This is a genomic window from Chromohalobacter sarecensis, assembly GCF_023061135.1.
In the GTDB taxonomy this organism is placed as follows: domain Bacteria; phylum Pseudomonadota; class Gammaproteobacteria; order Pseudomonadales; family Halomonadaceae; genus Chromohalobacter; species Chromohalobacter sarecensis.
Genome location: NZ_JAKGAN010000010.1, coordinates 38,229 through 62,484 on the forward strand (window position 1 = coordinate 38,229; position 24,256 = coordinate 62,484).

Annotated in this window: 21 protein-coding genes; 9 read left to right on the forward strand and 12 right to left on the reverse strand. The window is 61.9% G+C overall.

Annotated elements, in window-relative coordinates; genetic code table 11:
• The first annotated feature begins 281 nt into the window (after nt 1-281).
• From pgaA to pgaD, 4 genes are read left to right on the forward strand one after another with little or no spacing between them, the layout of a single operon-like run.
• Nucleotides 282-2,363 carry a poly-beta-1,6 N-acetyl-D-glucosamine export porin PgaA gene (gene pgaA, locus L1071_RS14230; protein WP_246976066.1) on the forward strand — a complete coding sequence of 694 codons (2,082 nt, stop codon included), beginning with the start codon at nt 282-284 and terminating at the stop codon, nt 2,361-2,363.
• Nucleotides 2,363-4,468: a poly-beta-1,6-N-acetyl-D-glucosamine N-deacetylase PgaB gene (pgaB, locus tag L1071_RS14235; protein WP_246976071.1), complete on the forward strand. Its 2,106-nt coding sequence runs from the start codon at nt 2,363-2,365 to the stop codon at nt 4,466-4,468. The genes pgaA and pgaB overlap by 1 nt, the downstream gene beginning before the upstream one ends.
• On the forward strand, nt 4,465-5,763 hold the full coding sequence (gene pgaC, locus L1071_RS14240) for a poly-beta-1,6-N-acetyl-D-glucosamine synthase (protein WP_246976075.1): 1,299 nt from the start codon (nt 4,465-4,467) through the stop codon (nt 5,761-5,763). The genes pgaB and pgaC overlap by 4 nt, the downstream gene beginning before the upstream one ends.
• A 3-nt stretch (nt 5,764-5,766) precedes the next feature.
• The gene (gene pgaD / locus L1071_RS14245) at nt 5,767-6,264 is read left to right on the forward strand and encodes a poly-beta-1,6-N-acetyl-D-glucosamine biosynthesis protein PgaD (RefSeq protein ID WP_246976078.1); all 498 of its coding nucleotides are present in this window, start codon (nt 5,767-5,769) and stop codon (nt 6,262-6,264) included.
• A gap of 360 nt (nt 6,265-6,624) precedes the next feature.
• Here pgaD and L1071_RS14250 read toward each other — a convergent pair whose 3' ends face one another.
• Nucleotides 6,625-7,419, reverse strand: a complete 795-nt coding sequence (locus L1071_RS14250) for a 2OG-Fe dioxygenase family protein (protein ID WP_246976081.1) — start codon at nt 7,417-7,419, stop codon at nt 6,625-6,627.
• Between the two features lie 271 nt (nt 7,420-7,690).
• Between L1071_RS14250 and L1071_RS14255 the strand changes: the two genes are divergently transcribed.
• The 3 genes from L1071_RS14255 (at nt 7,691) to L1071_RS14265 (ending at nt 11,313) form a co-directional block, all read left to right on the forward strand.
• Nucleotides 7,691-9,517, forward strand: a complete 1,827-nt coding sequence (locus L1071_RS14255) for a putative bifunctional diguanylate cyclase/phosphodiesterase (RefSeq protein WP_246976084.1) — start codon at nt 7,691-7,693, stop codon at nt 9,515-9,517.
• A gap of 171 nt (nt 9,518-9,688) precedes the next feature.
• The gene (locus L1071_RS14260; protein ID WP_246976087.1) at nt 9,689-10,561 is read left to right on the forward strand and encodes a sugar nucleotide-binding protein; all 873 of its coding nucleotides are present in this window, start codon (nt 9,689-9,691) and stop codon (nt 10,559-10,561) included.
• Nucleotides 10,558-11,313, forward strand: coding sequence for a lysophospholipid acyltransferase family protein (locus L1071_RS14265; protein WP_246976090.1), 756 nt, complete (start codon nt 10,558-10,560; stop codon nt 11,311-11,313). Before L1071_RS14260 ends, L1071_RS14265 begins: the two co-directional genes overlap by 4 nt.
• A gap of 114 nt (nt 11,314-11,427) precedes the next feature.
• On the opposite strand, the gene fabB is transcribed toward L1071_RS14265, so the two are convergent.
• On the reverse strand, nt 11,428-12,645 hold the full coding sequence (fabB, locus tag L1071_RS14270) for a beta-ketoacyl-ACP synthase I (RefSeq protein WP_246976093.1): 1,218 nt from the start codon (nt 12,643-12,645) through the stop codon (nt 11,428-11,430).
• Nucleotides 12,646-12,658: 13 nt separating this feature from the next.
• Nucleotides 12,659-13,174: a 3-hydroxyacyl-[acyl-carrier-protein] dehydratase FabA gene (gene fabA / locus L1071_RS14275; protein ID WP_246976096.1), complete on the reverse strand. Its 516-nt coding sequence runs from the start codon at nt 13,172-13,174 to the stop codon at nt 12,659-12,661.
• A gap of 211 nt (nt 13,175-13,385) precedes the next feature.
• On the opposite strand from fabA, the gene L1071_RS14280 reads away from it, so the two are divergent.
• Nucleotides 13,386-15,221 carry a putative bifunctional diguanylate cyclase/phosphodiesterase gene (locus L1071_RS14280; protein WP_246976099.1) on the forward strand — a complete coding sequence of 612 codons (1,836 nt, stop codon included), beginning with the start codon at nt 13,386-13,388 and terminating at the stop codon, nt 15,219-15,221.
• Here the strand turns inward: L1071_RS14280 and L1071_RS14285 are convergent.
• The 9 genes from L1071_RS14285 to L1071_RS14325 all read right to left on the reverse strand — a co-directional run bounded on the left by L1071_RS14285 (nt 15,190) and on the right by L1071_RS14325 (nt 23,196).
• Nucleotides 15,190-15,672 (reverse strand): DUF2878 domain-containing protein, encoded by a 483-nt coding sequence (locus L1071_RS14285; RefSeq protein WP_246976101.1) that lies wholly within the window; start codon nt 15,670-15,672, stop codon nt 15,190-15,192. The two genes, L1071_RS14280 and L1071_RS14285, sit on opposite strands and share 32 nt — an antisense overlap.
• Nucleotides 15,673-15,675: 3 nt before the next feature.
• Nucleotides 15,676-16,944 carry a class I SAM-dependent methyltransferase gene (locus L1071_RS14290; protein WP_378109826.1) on the reverse strand — a complete coding sequence of 423 codons (1,269 nt, stop codon included), beginning with the start codon at nt 16,942-16,944 and terminating at the stop codon, nt 15,676-15,678.
• Nucleotides 16,941-17,708, reverse strand: coding sequence for a DUF1365 domain-containing protein (locus L1071_RS14295; RefSeq protein WP_246976104.1), 768 nt, complete (start codon nt 17,706-17,708; stop codon nt 16,941-16,943). Before L1071_RS14295 ends, L1071_RS14290 begins: the two co-directional genes overlap by 4 nt.
• Nucleotides 17,705-19,033 carry an NAD(P)/FAD-dependent oxidoreductase gene (locus L1071_RS14300; protein WP_246976107.1) on the reverse strand — a complete coding sequence of 443 codons (1,329 nt, stop codon included), beginning with the start codon at nt 19,031-19,033 and terminating at the stop codon, nt 17,705-17,707. Before L1071_RS14300 ends, L1071_RS14295 begins: the two co-directional genes overlap by 4 nt.
• Entirely contained in the window at nt 19,030-19,821 is a 792-nt protein-coding gene (locus L1071_RS14305; RefSeq protein WP_246976110.1) for an SDR family NAD(P)-dependent oxidoreductase, read from the reverse strand. Before L1071_RS14305 ends, L1071_RS14300 begins: the two co-directional genes overlap by 4 nt.
• 35 nt (nt 19,822-19,856) lie before the next feature.
• Nucleotides 19,857-20,303, reverse strand: a complete 447-nt coding sequence (locus L1071_RS14310) for a nuclear transport factor 2 family protein (RefSeq protein ID WP_246976113.1) — start codon at nt 20,301-20,303, stop codon at nt 19,857-19,859.
• 39 nt (nt 20,304-20,342) lie between these two features.
• Nucleotides 20,343-21,764 carry a deoxyribodipyrimidine photo-lyase gene (gene phrB, locus L1071_RS14315; protein ID WP_246976116.1) on the reverse strand — a complete coding sequence of 474 codons (1,422 nt, stop codon included), beginning with the start codon at nt 21,762-21,764 and terminating at the stop codon, nt 20,343-20,345.
• 45 nt (nt 21,765-21,809) lie between these two features.
• On the reverse strand, nt 21,810-22,727 hold the full coding sequence (locus L1071_RS14320; RefSeq protein WP_246976120.1) for a MerR family transcriptional regulator: 918 nt from the start codon (nt 22,725-22,727) through the stop codon (nt 21,810-21,812).
• Between the two features lie 88 nt (nt 22,728-22,815).
• Nucleotides 22,816-23,196, reverse strand: a complete 381-nt coding sequence (locus tag L1071_RS14325) for a sirohydrochlorin chelatase (RefSeq protein ID WP_246976123.1) — start codon at nt 23,194-23,196, stop codon at nt 22,816-22,818.
• A gap of 152 nt (nt 23,197-23,348) precedes the next feature.
• On the opposite strand from L1071_RS14325, the gene L1071_RS14330 reads away from it, so the two are divergent.
• Complete coding sequence (locus L1071_RS14330; protein WP_246976126.1) at nt 23,349-24,245, forward strand: TIGR01777 family oxidoreductase; 897 nt, start codon at nt 23,349-23,351, stop codon at nt 24,243-24,245.
• The last annotated feature ends 11 nt before the right edge of the window (nt 24,246-24,256 follow it).

Below are 24,256 nucleotides of genomic sequence, written 5' to 3' on the forward strand. Positions count from 1 at the left end.
TTTATGGATACGCAAAGACACATAACATCACAACCGTTTGCATATAGGGGGATTCCCTACTAGCCTCCATATCGCTACAGCGCCTGCTCAACGGATTTGAGCCTTCGTCTCGTTAACGGAACTAACGGTGGTGTCATCGCATAATGCAATCCCCCCGCTTCGGCGGCCGGTGGAAGGATGGCCATGCAGGCCATTGCGCGTGTACGCGCGTACGTACCGGCTGTCATCGTTTTCTACGCTCGCGTGTGCCTTTTACTGGGCTTGTCGCGCTGAGTCTGCTTTTGGCGTCGACAAGTGTCGTTCCGGCGGACACGCGTTTTCCCGATGGTCGACTGCCGGCCGTTGATGCGTCGGCGTCGGCCTATGGTGACGATGTGCGTACGGGGCCTGACGGGCATCCCAACGCCGACGACTTGGCGGGAATCGCCGAGCGCCAGCGCCAGCAAGGCCATCCTGGGGTTGCCCTGCAGCTCGCTGAGCGTGTCTTGACGTATGCCCCGGACAATGACCAGGCGCTCAAGACCCAGATATCGAGTCTCTCCAATCTGGGAGCTCATCGCCGCGCCGAGCAGCTGCGAGAGGAATACCAACCGAATTGGCCACAGGCTACACAGCATCGCTTCGATGCCGATGTGGCGACGGTGGCGATCCGCGATGGCACACAGGAGCAGGCTCGTCTCGAGCGTCGGCATCACTATGCGACGAGCAATACCGAGTTGGAAAAGTCGCTCGACTCACTGAATGCCAATCTCGAGCGCTTCCCGCCGGGTAGCGAAGCCAGTCTGCGGACGCGCTTCGACAGGCTGGTGGTATTGCGTCAATTGAACCGCTTCGAGGCGGTGATCGATGACTACCAGGCCTTACAGCGTGAATCGGCCAATGTGCCGACCTATGCCAAGGGCCCGGTCGCTGATGCCTATCTGGCGCGTCATCAACCCCAAACTGCGGCGCGGCTCTATCGTGAAGTTATTGACGCCAATCCCCAGGCACCGCTATCGGTGCGTACCGGTTACTACTACGCGTTGATCGAAAGCGAAGACTACGAGGGCGCCGAGCAACAACTGGCGCGCCTGAATGATCGGACCCCGACGTGGCGCTATCGTGAGAACGAGACAGCGGCGCCGGTTCCCAACTGGGAACGCAGTGAAATCGATCGCCTCCAGGTCCGCGACGCGGCGTATCGAAATCATGAAGATGTTGCGCTTGATAGGGCCACTACGCTGTATCGAGCGGCACCTCGCAACACCGATGTCATCAATGCCCTGGCCACCGCCGAGCGTGCCCGTGGTTGGTACCAACAAGCGCAGACAACGATCGCCCTGGCCAAGGGGTACGCCCCGAACGATAAGGCCACGCGTCTGAATATCGCCGAGAACGCCCAGGATCTCGAAGCGTTTCCGCGTTGGCGGGCGACCAGCGAGGCCTTGGCTGAGCAGTTTCCGAGCGATTCGGCGGTACGCCGTAATCGGCTCGAATGGCTGGATCGTCAGCACTTCTCCGTCGAGGGGCAGGGCAATGTCGGCAGCTCTCACGGTGGTGATGCCGTTAACGGGAGCCAGGATGGCGATTACCAACTGCGCCTGAACTCACCCTGGAGCGAGGGAGGCTATCGGGCCTATGTCGAGCAGTCCTATCAATGGGGCGAATACGATGAGGGCGCCGAACGCCATGGTCGCCAGGGTCTGGGGGTAGAACGCCAGTGGCTGCGTCGACACTGGTGGGCGGCGTTGAGCGGTGAGCGTCTCAATGATGACCTTGGCCTCGATCTCGGCTGGTCGCAATGGCTTGGCGATCATTGGCAATACCAGTTACGCACCCAGACGCAATCGCCCGAAACGCCGCTGCGTGCCGAGCGTGACGATCTGGACGGGCGTCTCTATCAGACGCAAGTCACCTGGCGCCAGAATGAATCCCGCGAAGCCACGCTCACGTTGGGCGCACTGGATATCAGCGATGGCAACCTGCGCAGCGATATCTCGGCCGACCTGACCCAGCGCATTCAGGCCAGTGCCCATCATCAGACCCGGCTGATTGGTTCGCTGTCGGCTGAACACAACCGCGATGTCGACGCCGATTATTACAATCCCGAAAACCAGCGCACGGCAGGTATTACGCTTGAGCACGACTGGCTGACCTGGCGTCGCTACGAGCGCTCCTTGACCCAGAATCTCGCGCTGGGCGCGGCGTCGGAATGGGAAAGCGGCTATGGCGGTGCGCCGGGTTACGAGGCCTCCTATGGCCATACCTGGCAATTAACGCGGACCTGGTCGATCAATTACGGCATCGGCTGGGAAAGCCATGCCTATGAAGGCGAGCGCGAGAAGCGCTGGTATGGACAGTTCGGTTTCGAGGGGGTGCTGTAATGCCGTCGCTGGTATCAATATTGCTGCTCGGCGTGGGGTTGCTGATAGCCTGCCCCAGTGTGGCCGAGACGCCGACTGCGCCGTCCCCGAGCGAGCCCGCTGCCTCGGCCAATGTGCAGATACCCGAGGGTCATTTCGTGACGCTCGGGTTTCATGATGTGCGTGAGGCTGCTCAGCCAGCGGTGGGGCGCGATCCCTATGCGATCAGTCATCAGCGGCTGGCGGCGTGGTTCGATTGGATGCTGGCGCATGACTGGCATCCGGTGTCGTTAGACGACATTCAGGCGGCACGCCAAGGCAAGCGGCCGCTGCCCTCGAACGCCGTCCTGCTGAGTTTCGACGATGGCCTGGAAAGCTTCTATCGTCGCGTGTATCCGCTACTACAAGCCTACGACTATCCGGCGCTCTTCGCTGTCGAGACCGGATGGCTCGAGCGGGTCCGCAAGGGCGAAAGCGTGGCATCGCGCGATACCGCTCAACTGGCGGAAAATCTGGGTAACGCGGCGAGCGACGCGCGTGACGGTACCGCCAGAGATGAAATCCAGTACAACGGTGCCACGCGCGGCCAGGCAGGCTTCGTCACCTGGGAGCAGGTGCGTGCTATGCAGGCCTCGGGGTTGGTCGAGATTGCTACTCACACCCATGATCTGCACCGTGGCATTCGCGCCAACCCGCAGGGCAACGTCGAGCCGGCTGCGCTGGCGCGGCGTTACGATCCGGCGAGCGGTGAGTATGAAGACGAGGCCGCGTATCGCCAGCGCATTCACGATGACCTGGTGCAGAGCGCCGATGTGATCGCGTCGAACACGGGCGTGCGCCCGAGGACCGTGGTCTGGCCGTATGGTGCTACCAATGCCGAGACCGAGGCGATCGCGCGTGATGCCGGCTTTGATTTCACCTTCAATCTAGGTGACCGGCGCCTGCCGACCCCCGCCTCGGGGCCTGACTTCGGGCGCATGCTGGTCATGGACAATCCCACGCCGGTGGATATCGAAGCACAGGTCGCGCAGACGCTCGACCCACCGACACGTAGCCAGCGTGCCGTGCAGGTCGATCTCGACATGCTCTACGATGACGATCCCGACCAGGTCCATGCCAACCTGAGCGCGCTGCTCGATCGCATCAAGGCGATGCAGGTGCGCACGGTCTATCTGCAGGCATTCGCCGACCCGGACGGCGATGGCACCGCCTCATCGCTGTATTTCCCCAACGATCATCTGCCGGTACGCGCCGATCTGTTCAACCGCGTCGCCTGGCAACTCAAGACGCGCGCCGGGGTAGATGTGTATGCCTGGCTACCCTTGCTGGCCTTCGACCTGCCGGATGCCTCTCGGCAGCGTCGCTTGCAGGTTCGGGTGCACGAGGCCAATGGCGAAAGTCGCGTTGCCGAGCGTGCCTATCGACGCCTGAGTCCGTTTCGTCCCGAGGCGCAGGCGCTTGTACAAGATATCTATGCGGATCTGGCCCGCAGCACGCCGAGTATCGACGGTATCTTGATCCACGACGACGCCTATCTGGCCGCAGACGAGGACGCTCAGGCCTGCTGGCGCAAGGCTCGTTGGCCGGATAGTGGTCGCCGGATTACCGATTGCAAGCTGAGCGCGCGGGACAAGACCCAGGCGCTGATCGACTTCGGTGAGCAGGCGCTCGACGGGGCGCGGCACTACGCCAACCTGAGCAATCGCTTTCGCGTGGCGCGTAATCTCTATGCGCGTGTCGTGCTCGACCCAAGCGCGGAAGCGCGTTTCTCCCAGGCGCTGGGGCCCTTTCTTGAGCATTACGACGACGTCGCTCTGATGGCGATGCCCTATCTGGATGGAACCGAAAAGCCGGCGAAAGAGTGGCTGGATACGCTAGTGGACCGGGTACAGCGCTACCCACGCGGTCTCGATAAAACGGTGTTCGAGCTGCAGACCTATGATTGGGAGCGCGATGAATGGATCGCGCCAACGCGCCTGCGTGACTGGATGCATCAGCTCGTGCGTCGTGGTGCGCTCAATCTGGCGTATTATCCGGATGACTTCATCACTGGCAAGCCGGCGTTTCAGCCCACGTTCGAAGGCATGAGCCTCAACGAGTTTCCCCACCGCCGGAGCCAGCCATGATCGATGCACTCGTTGCCTGGATACTGACCATCGACTGGCGCGACACGATGTTCGGTTTTGCGTTCTATTACCCGATCTTCATGGCCTGGATGTGGATCATCGGCGGACTCTGGTTCTACCTGCGGCGTGAACGCGGGAAGGATACGACGCCGCGCCTCGAGGAGTTGGGAGCGAATGCACCACCGGTCAGCATCGTTATTCCCTGTCACGACGAAGCGGCCCAGGTCGAACAGACGATTGCCTATGCGTTGGCGACGCGTTATCCGCACTTCGATGTCATCGCCGTCAATGACGGTAGTCAAGACGATACGGGTGCCATTCTCGATCGATTGGCGGCAGACAACGAACGCCTGCGGGTCATCCATTTCGCGGCCAACCAAGGCAAGGCCGTGGCATTGCGCGCCGGCACGCTTGCGGCCCGCAGCGATTATCTGGTGACCATCGATGGCGATGCCTTGTTGCACCCCTATGCCGTCTACTGGATGATGCGCCATCTGACCGGTGGGCCTCGCGTGGGCGCGGTGACCGGCAATCCCCGCATCCTCAATCGCTCGACGCTGCTGGGCAAGATCCAGGTCGGCGAATTTTCCTCTATCATCGGCCTGATAAAGCGTGCCCAGCGCACCTATGGCCGTATTTTTACCGTCTCCGGGGTGGTGACGGGATTCAACCGCGCCGCGTTGGATAGTGTGGGCTATTGGCACGCTGACATGGTGACGGAGGATATCGATATCTCGTGGCGCTTGCAGATGGATCATTGGGATATTCGCTTCGAACCCGAGGCGCTCTGTTACATCTATATGCCGGAAACACTCAAGGGGCTCTGGCAGCAACGCCTGCGTTGGGCCCAGGGCGGTGTCGAAGTGATGATGCGTTATGGCCGAAGCCTATTCGCCTGGCGGCAACGGCGTTTCTGGGGCGTGGCGATCGAGTACTTCACCAGCTTGATCTGGGCCTATGTGATGCTGGCGATCGCCGTGTTGTTTTGCTTGGGCCCATTCGTATCTCTGCCGCAGGAGTGGCAAGTGCATACGCTGCTGCCACAGTGGAATGGTCTGCTGCTCGGCGCGACGTGTCTGCTCCAGTTCCTGGTCAGCCTGGTGATCGATCAACGCTATGAGCGGACGGGATTCCTGCGCCATTATTTCTGGGTGATCTGGTATCCCTTGCTGTATTGGACGCTATCGACGCTCACTGCGGTGGTCGCCGTGCCCAAGGGGCTGTGTGGCGCGCGATGCCAGCGTGCTCGGTGGCGCAGTCCGGATCGCGGCATCCAAGCCGGCAGGGAGGAATGATCGATGGACGATAACGCCGATACGCATAGCGCGTTAAAACTGCCCAACATCATTTATCGTCCCGACCTGCAGTCGCGTCGTCAGCGTGGCCTGTTTGCATTGTTGGCAGGCGTGGGCTGGCTGATATGGCTCTACTTGTTCCTCCCCTTGTCGACTCTGTTGGGATGGGCCTTCGGTAGCGAACGTTTTCAGGCCTATGTGATCGACGGCCACGAGCACAGTTGGTCATCGCTGATGATCTATGCTGTGACCGTCGTGCTGGCGGGAGCGGCGTTGCTGATATGGGCTTTCTATAATTATCGCCGCTTTCGGAATGCCGATCGCCGCCGCCCGCCATCCCCGCTGACGACTGAACGCCTGGCGACTTCCTTCGGGGTGGACGAGGCGCAGGTGGCACGGCTTCAGCAGGGGCGTGTGGCGACGCTATATCATGATGCCGAGGGTCATATCATCGATATCGAGATGAGATCGACACCGCATCGTGAGAATGGCGAACGATAGTTAGAGGCTGAGTGTACCGCTCAAGGCTTGAGTCCCAGGCGTTTGCCCAGGCGATGCAGGTTGCCGCTATCCGTCCGCAGCGTGCGTGCGGTGGCGGCCCAGTTGCTGAATCTTGCCTTCCTGTAGCACGCGCAACAGCTTGGGCTGCACGGCGTCATCATGAGTTCTTCGGGCCGGCCGAGCCGTTGGCGGATATCGCCTGAGGCATGGGGCTGATGTTCTAAACGCAAAACGCCACGCCATCCGGCGTGGCGTTTTGCGTGATGTGTCAGGCATGGCGCCTGGCGGGCGTCGCTTTCAAGGAAGGATGAAGAGCGTCGGGACGACCCCGGCGCTTGCCCGATCAATATTGGTGTAGGATCAGCAAGTCTCGTTGAGCACTGCCTCGGGAAAGTGCCGACGCAGAATCTGGTTCTGAAACGCATCCACGAAGCGGCTGTTGATGATGATGATGAAGCGCTCGAAGGGCGCTCCGGCATCTTCCTGGTGAATGCCGTCCACGCTGTGGAAGAGGCGGTCGTCACGTAGGTGTAGAATATCGCCGGGGGCGAGAGTCGTGTCGGCCAGGAGCGAAGTGCCCGCCTTGTCGGCATAGAGATGGTTATCGCCCCCGGCGACATTGTGACGACTCAACACCAGGATGCTCAGCGCCTTGCAGCCGTCGGCATGAATCCCCTGACCCTGCAGGGGATCTATCATGCCTTCACCACGCACGCCGGTTATCTGCATCAGGATGGGCTCGTTAGGCTTCAGATCCCAGAGCCGCGACCAGGCACGCACGAAGGCTTTTACATCCGGACGGGCCATGAATGCCGGCGTCAGTGGCTCATAGTAGCGCAGCCGGTCCGCCATGCTCTCGGCGTCATTGAAGGCGCCGCCTTGAGCCATTGGGCAATGGCCCATATCGACGACCTCGTCACGTTCATCCAGCGTCAGCCAGGACATGCGTTTCCAGCGGCGATTGACATAGGGGTCTCGGGGCAAGTCGGCGGTGAATGCCTGCCAGGCCTCGAGATCAATCCGCGAGCGCACCTCGGTTTGAGCCCAGTCCTGCTGTTGCAAGTCGTGGGTGACCGCCGGCGGCCAGTAGTCGGCAGCCGGATCGGCGGGTAGGGTGGCGGGATTGAAGCCATACTTGAGAGTGTCGAGTGTCATGCGATTTTCTCCATTACAGGGAGTGAGATTGCCAGGAAATTGCCTGGGCACCCCGGAAAGGAGAATATCTGCTGCGAAATGTCAAAAAATGTACAAAACCTGTCATATTATTTTGACGTTGATCACGATTCGTGTCGCCAGATGACAACGCAGGCGGAGCCGGTGTGACGTGTAGAGGCACTCTTGCGTATGCCGTTAAGGTGAGATGGTGCGAAGGTGCCAGCTGGTCTCATGATGCGAGCAACAACATCTTTCGATGATGGGAAAGTGGATGAGCGGTCACGATTTCGTTTTCCGACGCTGGCTGGTGCGTCGGTGGCAACAGCTCAGGGCGCGATGGCCAGATACTCACAGCGGGAACGTTCGGGACGATATCGAGCTCGTGCGGCGTCAGTATCTGGAGAGCGAGCAGCGCTTCCGAGCTCTGCTGGAGAGCCTGCCCAGAGTGGCGGTCCAGGGCTATGATCGCGAGCGCTGCGTGATCTACTGGAACGAGGCCAGCGCTCGGCTCTACGGTTATAGCGCTGCGGAGGCGCAGGGCCAACCGTTGGAAAAGCTGATTATCCCGGCGTCCATGCGTGAGTCGGTGGTTCAGGCGCATCAGGCCTGGGTGAGAAAAGGGATTGAAATTCCGGCGGAAGAGCTCGAGCTTCAGCACAAGAGTGGAGGGCCGGTGCCGGTTTTCTCCCATCACGTGATGCTCGGCGAGCACACCGAGAATCCCCTGATGTTCTGTGTCGACGTGGATCTTTCGGATCAGAAGCAGGCGTATCGCGAGCTGGATTTTGCCACGCGCTTCGATGCCTTGACGCGTTTGCCCAATCGCCAGACCTTCGAAGCACAGCTGGACGAGGCTATTGCTCATTGTCGCAGACAGGATGCGGGGATAGTGCTGGTCTATCTGGATATCGACGATTTCGTGGCAGTCAATGATGCCCTCGGCTATGAACAGGGCGACCGGTTGCTGATCGAGCTGACGCGGCGGTTGCATAAGGTGACAAGGGCGTCAGACATCATGTCGCGGCTCTCCGGCGACGAATTCGTGATCGCCTTCCCTATGTCCCGTCGCAAGGAGGTGCTCCTGCAACTGATCCATAAGATCGAGCAGGCCCTTCACTCTCCTTTCCTGGTGGATGGTTCTAGGCACCAAGTGACGGCCTGTCTGGGGATCAGCTTTTATCCGGAAAACGGCGAAACGGCTCGCGAACTAATCCGCAATGCTGACGTGGCCAAGAACCGGGCCAAGCTCGATGGTCCTGGTAGCGTATGGTTCTACGATCAGCAGCTGCATGACCAACTGCTCCATCAGCACCGGCTGGTCGATCGGCTGGCGAATGCCCTGGACAGTGGAGAGCTCTCGCTGCACTACCAGCCGCAGGTGTCTGCCGCGAGCGGGCGTATCGACAATCTCGAGGCGCTGCTGCGTTGGCAGCCGGCGGAGGGCCCGCCGATCTCACCGGCCGAGTTCATTCCTCTCGCCGAACGCTCCGACCTGATCCATCGTCTCGGTGATTGGGTCATGGAAACCGCCTGTCAGCAGCGCGTGCTGTGGCGGGATGCCGGGTTGGCCATCGGACGCATCGATATCAACTTCTCCGGTCGACAGATGAGTCGGCCGGACGTCTTCCAGCGCTTCGAAGATTGCTTGGCGCGCCATGGTCTGGGCCCGCAGGATATAGGGCTGGAACTCACCGAGAATGTGCTTATCGAGGCTGACGATCGTATCCTGAGGGGATTGCGCCGTCTTCATGACCTGGGCTTTCGTATCGCCATCGATGATTTCGGCACCGGCTATTCGTCGCTGAGCTACCTCAAGCACTTTCCGGTCACGGCACTCAAGATCGACCGTACCTTCGTGCGGGACGCCCCGGATCAGCCCAAGGACCGCGCGATCATGGAGGCTGCGATCTTCATCGGCCACCGCCTGGGCCTAGAGGTCGTGGCCGAAGGGGTCGAGAATCGTGAGCAACTCGCGCTGATCCGGGAGATGCGCTGTGACTTAGTCCAGGGGTTCTATTTCTTCCGCCCCATGCCCACTGTGGAAATGGAGCGCGTGCTGGGCGGTCTGGTGACGGGAGACCCCGGGATTTCGGGCTGAGTCCGTCGTCTGCTTGGCGTAGAATGTCAGCCTTGCACGCGACCACGGTGACAGGTCGTCTCCGTGCGCCGCCTGTGGCGGATGATAGATAATACGGCGATGGGCGAGTATGTGCCCCTGCCGATGAGGTGGCCGACGAATCGAGGAGACGAGCATGCGAAAGGAGAAGCCGTGAAGCTGCTGCTGGCGGATGCGGGACATTGCTTGAGCCTGGCGCTGGCGCGCGAGGCCAATCGACGTCGCGATACCCAACTAACCATCGTTGAGGAGACGCAGGTCACGGCGGAGGCCTTGGCCGAAGCCCGGCCTGATGCGCTGGTGGTGCCGCCGTTATCGGCGCCATCACGTCTGGCGCCCGCCGAGGTCATGGCCCATGTCGAGGCGATCGACGCCAATCTCGAGCTGTGCCGTGAATATGATGTGCCATTGATCTGGTGCGTGTCCGACGAGCTCTATGAGGACGGTGGCGACGAGCTGCTCGACGAGCATGTCATTCCGTCGCCACGCGATGACAGCCTGAAGCGCTTGATCGCCACCGGTGACCGGGTGCGTGAGCGTCTGCCTAAGCATCTCATTGTGCGGCTGGGGCCGCTGTTCGCGCTCGGCGGGGCGCATTCTTGGTTACCTGAAGTGCTCGATACGTTGCTGGCAGGTAACGAAGTGCGCGCCGCGCAAGACGTCGTCTTGTGTCCAACCTCGGTGGATGCGGTGGCCATGGCGTTGATCGGCATGATGCAACAACAAGGTTGTGGCGCCGATGCTTGGGGCGCCTACCATTTGGCGGGTACCGAGCCGATCAGCCCATATACGTTCGCCTCCGTCGTGCGCACCTATCTTGCCACGCATCTCGAGCGGCAGGAGAGTGACGTGACCCTGGGAACGTTGCACGCCTTACATCATCATCATGACCATCCTCTACGGCGTGTTCTTAACTGTCGTCGTGTGTTGGATGTTTTCGGTATCCACCAGAAGCCCTGGCGACTCGAGCTGAGTCGCATGTTGGATGACTGGTGCCTGTTGTATGGCAAGGAGTCGGCGACGTGAAGGTGTTTCGTAGTCTCGTATTTTATGCCGGCTACTTTCTGGCGCTATTGATTAGCGGTCTGGTGTTGCTACCACTGGCGCCGTTTGTACCTTTGTTTTCGCGTTTTCGGCTACTCAATCTTTATAACCGCTTTATCTTGGGCTGGTTCGCCGTGTCCTGTGGGGTACGTTATCACGTCAGCGGACGCGAGAACGTGCCTGAAGGGCCATGTGTGGTGCTCGCCAATCATCAGAGCGAGTGGGAAACCCTGTTCCTGCAACTGATCAAGGTGCCGGTGTGTACCGTACTCAAGCGAGAACTGCTCAATCTGCCGGTCTTCGGCTGGGGGCTGCGCTTGATCAAGCCCATTGCGCTGGATCGCTCGCGTCCGTCGCGGGCCATTCGCATGGTGCTTGATCAGGGCATACAGCGCTTGTCCGAGGGGCTATCGGTGCTGATCTTTCCCGAGGGTACACGGGTGGCGCCGGGGCAGCGGCGTCGCTACAACAAGAGCGGGGTAGTGATTGCCTGTCGTTCTGGCGTCCCGGTATTGCCCGTGGCCCACAATGCGGGTGAACACTGGCCAGGGAGGCATTGGGTCAAGAAGCCAGGAGATTTGTACGTGGTGGTCGGTAAGCCGATCGCTACGCAGGGGCGTTCCACCAACGAGGTCTTGGCCGAGGTCGAGGAGTGGATAGAGGCGCAGCTTCGCGAGATCTCCGCCGTGCCGCGTCCTGAGGTCGAGGGCGAGCCTGCCAAGGTGCCGGCCTGAGTCTCTGTCGACGGTGGGTGTTGTCAGCATGCAAAAAGGGCGTCTCGTGAGAGACGCCCTTTTCGTGTTACTGGCCACTTATTACCAGGGATCGCATGACGCTAGATCGTGCGATCAGTCCCGGTAGCGCTGTAGCACCAAGCAGGCGTTGGTGCCGCCGAACCCGAAGCTATTGGACAGCACGCGCTCGATGGCCGCATTGTCGCGCCGTTGGTTGACGATATCGAAGCCCTGGGCGGCGTCATCTAGCTCGTCGATGTTGGCCGACGCGGCGATGAAGGAGTGCTCCATCATCAACAGCGAGTAGATGGTTTCCTGCACGCCGGTGGCGCCCAGCGAATGCCCGGTCAGCGACTTGGTGGAGCTCATCGCCGGTGTGGTATCGCCGAAGACCTCGCGAACCGCCTTCAGCTCGGCGATGTCGCCCACCGGAGTGGAGGTGCCGTGGGTATTGATATAGTCGATCGGGCCGTCCACGGTCGCCATGGCTTGCCGCATGCAGCGTGCAGCGCCCTCGCCGGAGGGGGCGACCATGTCGTAGCCATCGGAGGTGGCGCCATAGCCGACGATTTCGGCATAGATCTTGGCGCCACGCGCCTTGGCGTGTTCCAGCTCTTCGAGCACCAGCATGCCGCCCCCACCGGCGATGATGAAACCATCGCGCGAGGCGTCATAGGGACGCGAGGCGGTTTCGGGCGCGTCGTTATAGCTAGTCGAGAGCGCACCCATGGCATCGAACAGGCAGGACAGCGTCCAATGCTCCTCTTCGCCGCCACCGGCAAAGACCACGTCCTGCTTGCCGAGCTGGATCTGCTCGACGGCACTGCCGATGCAGTGGGCCGAGGTCGCGCAAGCCGAGGAGATGGAGTAGTTAACGCCCTTGATCTTGAACGGCGTGGCGAGACAGGCGGAGACCGTGCTGCCCATGGTCCGCGTGACCCGGTAGGGGCCGACACGACGCAGGCCTTTCTCGCGCAGCACATCGGCGGCTTCGACCTGGTTGGCGCTGGACGCGCCGCCGGAGCCGGCGATCAAGCCGGTACGCTCGTTGGAGACATCGCTGTCATCGAGGCCCGCATCGCGGATCGCTTGTTCCATCGAGACATAGGCGAATGCCGCTGCATCGCCCATGAAGCGACGCAGCTTACGGTCGATTAAAGTATCGAGATCGATATCGATGACACCCGCCAGGTGGCTGCGGAAGCCACGTTCGGCGTATTCGTCCTTGTAACGAATACCCGAGCGTCCGCTGCGTAGCGCGTCTAGTACCTGGTGCTGGTCATTGCCGAGGCAAGACACGATGCCTTGGCCGGTGACTACCACTCGTCGCATGGAAGCCTCCTGATCAGAAATTCGCGGTGGAGGTAAACAAACCAACGCGTAAATCGTTGGCCTGATAGATATCGCGACCGTCGACCGAAACGGTGCCGTCGGCAATCCCCAGTATCAAACGTCGGGTAATGATCCGCTTGAGGTTGATCCGGTAGGTGACCTTGTCGGCGTTCGGCATGATCTGACCCGAGAACTTGACCTCGCCGCAGCCCAAGGCGCGTCCGCGGCCTGGATGGCCCAGCCAGCCGAGGTAGAAGCCGACCAGTTGCCACATGGCATCCAGACCTAGACAGCCGGGCATGACCGGATCGCCGGGGAAGTGGCAGTCGAAGAACCACAGGTCGGGATGGATATCCAGTTCAGCGATCAGTTCGCCCTTGTCGTACTCGCCTCCGCCCTCCTGGATCTGCGTGATGCGGTCGAGCATCAGCATGTTGGGGGCCGGCAGTTGGGCGTTGCCCGGGCCGAACAGCTCGCCTTGGCTGCATGCCAGCAGTTCTTCGTAGCTGAAAGAATGTTGCTTGGTCACTGAGTCTTTCCGAGAGTCGAAATTGTGGTGCGTCGCAGAGCACGGACGCCCTAGTTTACTGGCAGTGCCGAATGAATGCACGCGGGGCCAGCCTACCGGGCGCGCGTTATGGGTGCAATCCGCAGATGGGTGCGGGTTGCGCCCGTCGCAAGAGAAGGGGCATGATGCCTCCACTTTCACGAACCTCTATTGATTGAGCTGCTAATTCTCTATGTGGTCCGTCTTTACCCTTAACCGTCCCCTGGTATGGGCGGGCATCGCTGCCATGGCCTCCATGAGCCTTTTGCCGACGCTGACGTTGCGACTGGCGGCCTTGGTGATAGTGCTCATTGGCGGCGTGGATGCCTGGCGGCAAATTCGCTTGGAATCGACGCGACGTCAACTCACCGAAGCCGCTCTCATGCTTTCTCCCGATGGTGTGCTGATTTCCAACGCCCGCAATCGCATCGAGGCGGTCAATCCGGCCTTTACGCAGATCACTGGCTACAGCGACGAGGAGATCCGCGGCCTCGATCCATCGGTTCTCTCCTCCGGGCGTCACGACAAGACCTTCTATGAGCATTATTGGCAAAGCCTCAACGCCACCGGCCAGTGGGAAGGGGAGGTCTGGAATCAGCGTAAGCACGGCGATGAGTTTCCCGAGTGGCTGCGCGTGCGGGTGATCACCGATGATAAGGGGCGTGTCACCCACTATGTGGGGCTGTTCACCGATATCACGCGTCACAAGGCACGCGAGCAAGATCTGCAGCGCATCGGCTTCGAGGATCCGTTGACCGGTTTGCCCAACCGTCGGCGTTTGCATGACCTTTTGGCTTCGCGCTTGCAGCACCTGCGGGCCGGCGAGGGGCTGGACATCGCGCTGATCGACATCGATGGCTTCAAGGCGGTCAACGATGCCATGGGCGTCGACAAGGGAGATCGTCTGCTATCGCGTTTTGGGCAGCGACTCGCGGCATTCGTTGCCGGTGGCGTGGTGGGTCGCTTGGGCGGTGACGAGTTCATGGTCATTCGCACCACGACCTATGACGATCACGAACAATGGGTGGAAGGGCTACGTGGGCATCTGAGCGAGCCGTTCGAGATCGGCGATAAACCCCTGCGCCTGGGGCTGACCATCGGCAGCTGTCGCGCCCCCGACGATGGACGCGATTCTGGTGTCTTGTTCCAGCGTCTGGAATCGGCGCTCTACACCGCCAAGCGCCATGGGCGTAACCACAGTCAACGTTTTCGCCCCTCACTGGAAGTCGAGGGGGATCCTCAGCTCGAGCTGCTCAACGAACTCCGCCAAGCCCTGGCACACGGCACGCAACTCGAACTCTTCTATCAAACACAATACTATCTTGACGATGGACGACTGGCCGGCATGGAAGCCCTGCTGCGCTGGTATCATCCCACGCATGGCATGATCTCGCCGGGGACGTTCATCCCCCTGGCCGAACGCCACGGTTTGATGGCGTCGCTAGGCGATTGGGTGATCGATAGCGCCTGCGCGCAGTTGTCGACCTGGCGCCAGCAAGGCTTATCGTTCGTACCGGTGTGGATCAACATTTCGGCGGTGCAGCTAATTCAGGGCGATCTCGAGTCGCGGCTGTCTGCCAGTCTGTCCAAGCACAACGTGCCTTCGGCTATGCTGGGGCTGGAACTGACCGAGTCGGTGCTGCTCGACGAGCGCGCCGGAGATATCTCGAAGCGTCTCGTCGCGCTGCGTGACAAGGGGCACCCGATCGCCATCGACGATTTCGGCACTGGCTATTCGTCGATGGCCTATCTCAAGGAACTGCCGGTGGATAAGCTCAAGCTCGATCGTGCCTTCGTGCGTGCCCTGCCCGACGATAGTGCCGATGCCGCTATCACGTCGGCAGTGCTTGCCATGGCGCGCGGCCTGGGGTTGGACGTGATCGCCGAGGGGGTGGAAACCGAGGCGCAGCGGGATTACTTGCGTGATCAGGGCTGCGCCATGGTGCAAGGCTTTCTCTATGCCCGTCCCGAACGGGTCACCGATGTCGAGAAGCGGCTCAAGGGTGACGTCGAGATGGCGCTGCCCTGAGCGCCAGCCATCCGCATAGACCACCCCATACCACGGCCTGTACCACTACGGCCCAGGGGGCCAGTTCGACATCGGCCAGGCGCGCACCACCCAGATAGGAGCTCGGCCCGCCGAGTGCCCCGCCCAGCATCGCCAATCGAGGATGCGACCATAACCAGGTGAGTGAGTGTTGAATGGTGGTCGCGAACAGCGGCCAGAGCAGCCACAGCCATAGCGGCAGTCCCGCACTATCGGCAAAGCGTAAACCGCCGAGTAGCGTCAGCGTGCCATCCACGAGGGCGCCGAGCAACGCGAACCCTGTCAGCCAACGCCACTCCCCGGGTATGCCCAGCCACAGTAGGTGACACGTCACGATGACCGTCACCGTGGGCAACGCCCAAGGCGTGCCACCCAGCACACAGGCCAACCAGCCGGCTTGAAACGCGAGCGCGTTGACGATCTTGCCTAGCATGGCTCAGGTCGCGCCGGTGAGTGGTGCACGGCGGTTGCCTGGCTTGGCCAGTAACCACTGCGAGGTACCAATGGTGCGCTCGCGGAAGCCGCCTTCGCAGTAGCAAAGATAATAACGCCACATGCGAATGAAACGCTCGTCGTAGCCGAGTGAACGAACATGCTCGAGGCTGGCCTCGAAGCGCTGGCGCCACTCGTGAAGCGTGCGCGCGTAATGCGCCCCGATCTCGTCTAGAGCGAGCACATTGAGCTGCGTGCGCCGCGCGATGCTTTCCAGCATCGCCTGATGAGAAGGTAAGAAGCCGCCAGGAAAGATATAGCGCTTGATGAAGTCGACCTCGCGCTTGGCCGCCTCATAACGCTGATCGCGGATGGTGATGGCTTGAATCAGCGCCAGCCCGTCGTCGCTGAGCAGGCGGTCGACGGTGGCCAGATAAGTGGCCAGGTACTGATGCCCCACCGCTTCGATCATTTCCACCGACACCAGGCGATCGTAACGCCCCTCGAGATCGCGATAATCGCGCTTGAGCAGGGTGATGCGCTCCTCGAGACCGGCTTCGCGAATGCGACGCGCGGTGTGTGCATACTGCTCCTCTGAAATGGTCGTGGTGGTGACGTGGCAGCCCCGGGTGCGCGCCGCGTAAAGTGCCAGCCCGCCCCAACCGGTACCGATCTCCAGCAGGTGATGCCCGGGGCCGATATCCAGCTTGTCGAGAATGAGCTCCAGCTTGTAGGTCGAGGCGTCTTCCAGGCTGGCGTCCGGGCGTGGAAAGATGGCGCTGGAGTACAGCCAGTGCTCGCGATCGAGGAATGTCTCGAAGAGGGCATTGCCGAGGTCGTAATGCGCGGCGACATGGCGTCGGGCACGCCCGGTGGTATTGCGTTGCAGGGCATGAAGCGTACTGAGCACGCCGTGCGCGAGTCGTGCGGGGCCTTTCTCCAGGCGCTCGTTGACGTGTTCCAGGTTGCGCGCCAGCAAGCGAATCAGCGCCACCAGGTCGTCGCAGTGCCAGTCACCGTCCATGTACGTTTCTCCGGCCGCGACACTGCCCCCCAGCGCGATGCGCCGCCATAGGCGCTCGTTGTGTACGTGCAGGTGTACCGTCAGTGGACCGCCCCGGCCGAGTCGATGCGTGCATCCGGCTTCTTCGACGATCAGCACGCCGCCCTCGAGGGTGGCCAACTGGCGCAGCAGGCGTGGCTTGAGCCAGCGTGCCATGCGTGCATCCAGCGTGCTGGCAGGCGTCTGGGTGGCGGAACGAGTCGTCGTCACGGGCGTGTCTCCTCGCCACGGGAATGTGAAAAGAGCGGCACGCGCTTCAACCATAGGCGCAATGCCTCGAAATGAATGCCGGCCAGCGTCTTGAGACTCATCCAAGGGGCGCGCGCCAGGGCGACAACCCATGCGCGCCGTCCCGCTGGCGCAAAACGCAGGCTCAGCGTGGCGTCGAAATGGCGCGTGGCCTCGCGCCATACCTCCATGTGCATCAGCAAGTACTCGCCCGGTGTGTTGAAGCGCCAGCGATAGCGCATGTCCATGGGATTGAACGGTGAGACATGCAGCGCCTTGTCGAAATGAGCAGCGTGGACATGGCGCGTCGGCGTCACCGGGTAGGCATAGACGTGGCGCTCTTGCCACGGCGTGTTGGTGACCTCGCCGAGGATGGCGCACAGGCGTTCGTCGTGGTCGTAGGCGTAATACAGCGTGATGGGATTGAAGAGCACGCCACATAGGCGCAACTGGGTCAGCATGCGAACGGGCCCCGTGGGTGCCGCCTCGCCAAGCTCATGGCGCAAACGCTGATGGACCGCCGTCTTGAGCGGCAGATGCGTGGGTCCCAGATAATCCTCGCGGCGAAAACGCGCCAGCGCAGCACGTCGTGCACTGAAGCCTGGCAGCCGATCGAAGAGCTCGGGCAGCTCGTCCAGGTCGATCCAGGCCATCCACACGCGGTAGGTGAAGTGATGCGCGCGCGGCGTGAATCGCCGATGGCGCAGCTCGCCCCGGGCTACTCGGCTATGCAAGAGGGCGCTCATGCCGGAACCCCTTCAGGCACTGCGGTTGCCGGCGAGAGAGGCCCTGGCAGGGCACTGGATTCGTCGCAGCCCAATGCGCGGGCCACGCGTAGCGCGCTCCACACACCGTCCTCGTGGAAACCGTGGCGCCAGTACGCACCGCAGAAATGCGTGCGATGCTGCGTACCGGAGATTTCCGCATGACGCTGCTGGGCGGCGGCGCCCGCCAGCGTGAAGCTGGGGTGACGATAGACGAAGCGCCGCAGCATGCACTCGGGGGCGATAGCGTCGCTGTCGTTGAGCGTTACGCAGAAACGCGTTTCGCCTTCCAGATGCTGGAGGCGGTTCATATCGTAGGTTACCGAGACGCGGGCGTCGTCTTCGCGCCCGTCGATGCGATAGTTCCAGCTCGCCCAGGCGCGGCGCCGACGTGGCAGCAGGCGAGTATCGGTATGCAGCACCACGTCGTTGTCCTGATACGGCAGGGCGTCGAGGATCTCGCGCTCCGCCTTACTGGGATCGGTCAGCATCGCCAATGCCTGGTCGCTGTGACAAGCGAGCACCACCTGATCGAAACGCTCCCTTCCTTGGGGCGTGGTCAATGTCACGCCCGTGGCGTCGCGTTCGATACCCCGCACCGGGCAGGCCAGGCGAATACGCTGCGCGTAGGCGGCCGTCAACGGGGCAATGTAGCGCCGTGCACCGCCGACTAGCGTGTACCACTGGGGGCGGTTGTGCACCGACAGCAGCCCATGATGATGAAAGAAACGCACGAAGGATGTTAGCGGGAAATTCGCCATGTCGCGCTCGCTGGCGGACCAGATGGCAGCTCCCATGGGCAGCAGGTAGCGGCGTCGGAAGGTCTCGCCATAGCCACCCCGCGTCAGGTACTCGCCCAGCGTCATGTCCTCCGGCAAGGTGCCGTGTGACAGGTCGCGTACCGCGTGACGATTGAAGCGCAGGATATCGCGCAGCATGCCGTGAAAGCTGGGGCGCAGCAGGTTGCGGCGCTGGGCGAACAGGGTGTCGAGGGTATGGCCGTTGTATTCGAAGTCCTCGTGCGTGGCATGCACCGAGAAACTCATCTCGGTGGCTTGTGCGGAAACGCCCAACTGCGCCAGCAAGCGCTGAAAGTGCGGATAGGTACGGTCGTTGAAGACGATGAAGCCGGTATCGATGGCATGCCGACGCCCGTCGAGCTCGACATCCACGGTCGCAGTGTGGCCGCCGAGGTGCTCGTTGGCCTCGAACAGCGTCACTTCATGACGTTGCGAGAGGTAATGAGCGCAGGCCATGCCGGCAATACCACCACCGACCACTGCGATACGTGAGGCGGGCGCGTTCATGCGCGGCTCTCCTCGGCGGCATTGCGGGTCAGGCGGCGGCCCAGGCGGTGGCGCAGCGTGGGCGGCAGGATGCCTGCCAGCTTGACCAGCAAGGTAAAGCGGCGTGGGAAATGAATGTCGAGTGTGCGCTTCTCCAAGCCGCGCAGGATGGCCTCGACGGCGGTATCGACCTCGACGCGCATGGGCATGGGAAAGTCATTACGCTCGGTTAACGGGGTACGCACGAAACCGGGGTGTATGACGCTGACATCGATGCCTTCCGCCGCCAGGTCGAGCCGCAGGGAGGCAAGAAAGTAGCTGATCGCGGCCTTGGACGCGCCATAAGCCTCGGCGCGCGGCAACGGAAAGTACGCCGAAGCACTTGAGACGGCCGCCAGCTGCGGACGCTGTGTGCCATGGCGAGCACGACGCAGTAGCGGTAGCGCCGCATCGATGGCGTACAGCGTGCCGTGGAGGTTGGTGGCCAGGACGCGCTCGATGAGATCGACATCGAAGTCGCGGGCGTCCACGTATTCGCAGGTGCCGGCATTGAGGAGGGCCAGTTCTAGCCCCCCGAAGACAGCCTCTATGTGTTCCCCGGCGGCGGTGACCGAGGTGCGATCAGTCAGGTCGGCGGGAACGACCAAGGCATTCTCAAAGGGCGCCGCCAACGCCTCCAGAGCATCGCGTCGACGCGCGGTCAGCGCCACTCGGTGGCCTTCCTTCAACAACCGCACGGCAAGTGCCTCGCCGATGCCTGACGTGGCGCCGGTCAGCCAGATGCGTCGCGGGGCCATTGAAGTGGTCATGGGCTGTCCTCCAAGTGGCTAGGCCTGAACGCTGACTAATGCGATGGCGGCGTCGGACGCGTGCGTCGCTTGAGCCAGCGGATCAGCGTGCCTAATACGGGCAAGTGCTCGTAAAGCATTGCCCCGGCATCGAAGTAATCGCGTTGCCGACAGACCCGCTCGCCGCGAAACGTCAGTCGCGAGCACCCCGCCACCTCGATTCTGCGGCCATCGGCAAGTCGGGGATGACTGAGCGACATCACCCAGTCGACGCAAGCTTCATCACCCTCACGCTGGTAGTGGTGGGTGGCGAAGTGGCACTCGGTGACGTTGTCGAGCATCTCGATGTAGTAGCCCATCAAGGCATTGCGTCCCTCGATGTGGTGTAACGGGTCGGTGAGCGACACATCGTCAGTGTAGAGGTTTTCTAGTCCTTTTGTACATGTCTTGTCTAGATTTTTAAAGGCGTGACAAAAGGCCTCCAAGGCGGGGTCCTGGTGCATGCTGTCCTCCGGAGGGCGTATGCCTAAGTGGTGCGTTGGTTACGTCGTCAGTGACTTGAAGGCGTCCAGTGCGCGTTGGCGTGCTGCCTTGTGGTCGACGATGGGATCGGCGTAGCCGGTTTGTCGGCGTTGCGTGGCGTCCGGGAAGAAGCGCGACTTGAGCGGCAACTCGGCCAGTTCCGGCAGGTATTCCGCGATGAAGCGGCCTTCGGGGTCGAAGCGTTCCGCCTGAGTGGTGGGGTTGAAGATTCGGAAATAGGGCGCGGCATCGGTGCCAGTGGAAGCGGCCCACTGCCAGCCACCATTGTTGGAGGCGAAGTCGCCGTCGACGAGGTGGCGCATGAAGAAGGCCTCGCCACGGCGCCAGTCGATCAGCAAGTGCTTGGACAGGAACATCGCCACGACCATGCGCAGGCGGTTGTGCATCCAGCCGCGCTGGACCAGCTGGCGCATCGCGGCATCGACCAGCGGATAGCCGGTACGCCCTTCGCACCACGCCTGAAACCCCGCGTCATCGTCGCGCCAGACCAAGGCTTGAGTGTGCGACTGGAAAGGGCGGTGGCGGTTGATGTCGGGAAAACTGGCGGCGATATGCAGGTAGAACTCGCGCCAGATCAATTCGTTGGCCCAGGCGGTGAGGCCGGCATCGCCGTCGGCGAGATGCCCCTCGTTGTTGCTCATCACCGCGTGCAGGCACTGGCGATGCGAGATCATGCCCAGCGACAGGTAGGGAGACAGCTCGCTGGTGCCGGGCAGCTTGGGAAAATCACGCTGGCGCTTGTAGTGATAACCGCGAAAGCGCAAGAAGCGCTCGAGCCGATCGCCGGCCTCGTCCTGCCCCGCGGGCCAAAAACTCGAGTCGAGTGGCGCGTCGTCCAGCGTCTCGAGATCGCGTGAGGGCGGCGGGTCGGCGTCGATGCCCAACGGGGTTTGGGGAGCGGGCCCTTCCACCAGGGCGATGCGGCGTGATGCCAACTGACGATGCCAGGCCTTGGCGAATGGCGTAAAGACGCTATATGGCTCGCCCTTGCCGGTGAGCAGCTCACCGGGGGCATAGGCCACGGCGTCGGTATGGCCCCATGTCGCGATACCTGCGGCTTGAAAGGCTGACTCCACGGCTGCATCGCGGCGGCGCTCATTGAGCGGGTATTCGCGATTGAAGTGCAGCGCGCTGGCGCCATGCTCGCGCGCCAGTTCGAGCAGCGCCGCAGGCGCCTCGTCGTAGGTCGCGATGCGCCGTTGCAGCAGGGGAATATTGAGGCCAGAAAGATGCTCGCGAAGCGCGGCCACGCCGCGTAACCAGAAGTCGACCTTATTGGCGCCGTGGTCGTGACGTTGCCATTGTGGAAGGCTGGTCAGGAACACGGCGATCACCGGTCCGCGTTCGGCGGCGGCTTGCAGGGCACGGTTATCGAGGGTTCGCAGGTCGCTGCGGAACCACATCAATTGCACATCGGACATGGCCACTCTCTGGCGTGGTTATGAGGGTTGGGCTTTATACGAAAACTAGCGCCCCAGCAGCCCATGCAGGCGGCTGAGTGCAGCGGGTAGTTCGTCACCGAGCGAAGCGACTTGGGTGTTTTCCAGCTCCGCGCTACGAATACGTGCCACGGGGCCGACTAGACACAGCGGTATCTCGAGATGTTCCGCCACACGCGGCAACTGACGTCGAATGAGATCGCTGCGCTCGGCGTATCCGCTGGTCATGAGTACGGCATCCGCCTTGAAGCGCTCTGCAGCCAGCGGCAACTCGTTGAGCGGCAGGTCGGTGTCCAGCCATTCGACCCGAAATCCCGAGTCGGACGCCACCAGCGCTAAAAGCATCAGGCGCAACAGGTCGCGCTCCTCGGGAAGGCGCAGCAGCAGCAGACGTGCGCCTCGCGTGGCTTGGTTGGCGTGGTACAGGCGAATGCCGACCCGTGTGCGCAGGAAGCTTTCCAGCAAGCGGCGCTGCAACTCGGCACCGAATTGATCGCTCCAGCGTTCCTCGAGCTGATCGATCATCGGCTGCCATAACTCGGCCACGCACAAGCCGGCGGGATAAAGCGCCATGCTGCGGTTGAACAGCACCTCAAGCGTATCGCTATCCAGCGCGTCGACGGCCTGCAGTAGTCGCTGGCGCTGGCCTTCCCAGTCGCTGATATCCGGTGACGGGACGTCATTGACCTCAGGTTCTGGCTGCTCGAGCAGATCGCGCACCTGACTGACGGGAACGCCTCGGTTGAGCCATTGCAGAATGCGTTCGACGCGCCGTATGTCCTCGCGTGCATAGAGACGATGTCCCTTGGGGGTACGCTGCGGACGGATCAGGCCGTAGCGGCGCTCCCAAGCGCGCAAGGTCACGGAGTTGACGCCGGTCAGCCGTGAAACCTCGCGGATCGGGTACAGCGGCGAACTGGCCGGATCCATCGCCTGTTCACTCATGCGCTTAGGTTCCTCCTGTGAATCTTGCCACTTAGCATGGGGGATGAAGTTGTACGTCGCAATAGTTTTGTACAATACCTATCACGTCTTATGTCTCCGGTGACGCCTCTGCGCGGGCCGTCACGATGCCCACCAGTGCTTCGACGAAGGCCGGGTGCTGGCCGACGGGGTCGAGCAGCGTCAGTGCTGCCTGAGGATATTGCGCACGCAATGCTTCCAACTGGGCCGGAACGTCTTGACGTAGGTGGCGCCCGGCGGCGAAAAACAGCGGCAAGATATCGAGGCGTCGATGGCCTTGGTCATACAGTTCGGCGACCCGGGTTTCCAGCGAGGGTTCGCTGAGCTCCATGTAAGCGAGGACTGCGGGGGTGTCGAGGCGTGCCCGCAGGTCGTGCTCGAGCGTCTCGAAGGGCGCGCGCCAGCGCGCATCGCTGGAGCCATGGGCAAGTAGTATCAAGGCGTGGCTCATCGAGCGATCTCCTATTAGATGAATGACGTGGCGACGACAGCCACGTGGCGAGTGGCCATGAGCTATGCTTTCCAGCCAGGCCAACGCATATTTACCTGGACAACTCTAGCAAACTGTACAACGGTCGTATAATACGTATTTGGAGAGTCATCATGCGCATCCTGATCACTGGCGGTAGCGGCTTCGTCGGACGATTGCTCTGCCATCGCCTACACGAAGCTGGCCATCGGTTGCTGGTGGTATCGCGCTCCCCAACCCGGGCGCAGACGCATCTGCCCGAGGGCATCGAGATCCGCGAGTCGGTCATGGCGTTTGCGGACGACGCCCCCGAGGCAATCGTCAATCTCGCCGGCGAGCCCATCGCCGACAAGCGCTGGAGCGAGGCGCAGAAGCAGCGCTTGATCGCCTCGCGACTGACCACCACGCGCGAGCTGGTGACGCTGTGCGAGCGCCTGGAGACGCCGCCTCGGGTCATGGTATCCGGGTCGGCCATGGGCTTTTACGGTGATCAGGGAGAGCGCGACGTCACCGAGCAGACTCCGCCCAACGACGAGTTCGCCCATCGTCTCTGTGCCCAATGGGAATCGGCGGCGCGTGCGGCCGAGCCGCTGGGTGTGCGAGTCGCGCTGTTGCGTACCGGGCTGGTGCTCGACGCCGGTGGTGGCACGCTGAGCAAACTGCTCCCGCCTTTCCGCCTGGGGCTCGGCGGCCGCCTGGGGAGCGGACGTCAGTATATGCCGTGGATTCATCGCGAGGATCTAGTGCGCATCGTGCTGTTGTTGCTTGAGCGGGATGACCTTGAAGGGCCTTTCAATGCCTCTGCGCCGCATCCCGTCACCAATGCCGACTTCACGCGTACCTTGGCGCATCATCTGCATCGCCCCGCGCTGATGACGGTACCCGCCGGCTTGCTGCGGCTGGCCCTGGGTGAGATGTCACGCTTGTTGCTGACCGGCGCCCGTATGCGCCCCGCGCGCTTGGAGGCGGCGGGGTTCACGTTTCACTATCCGACGCTGGACAGCGCCCTGAAGGCGATTCTCGGACGCTGACGCGTGGCCTC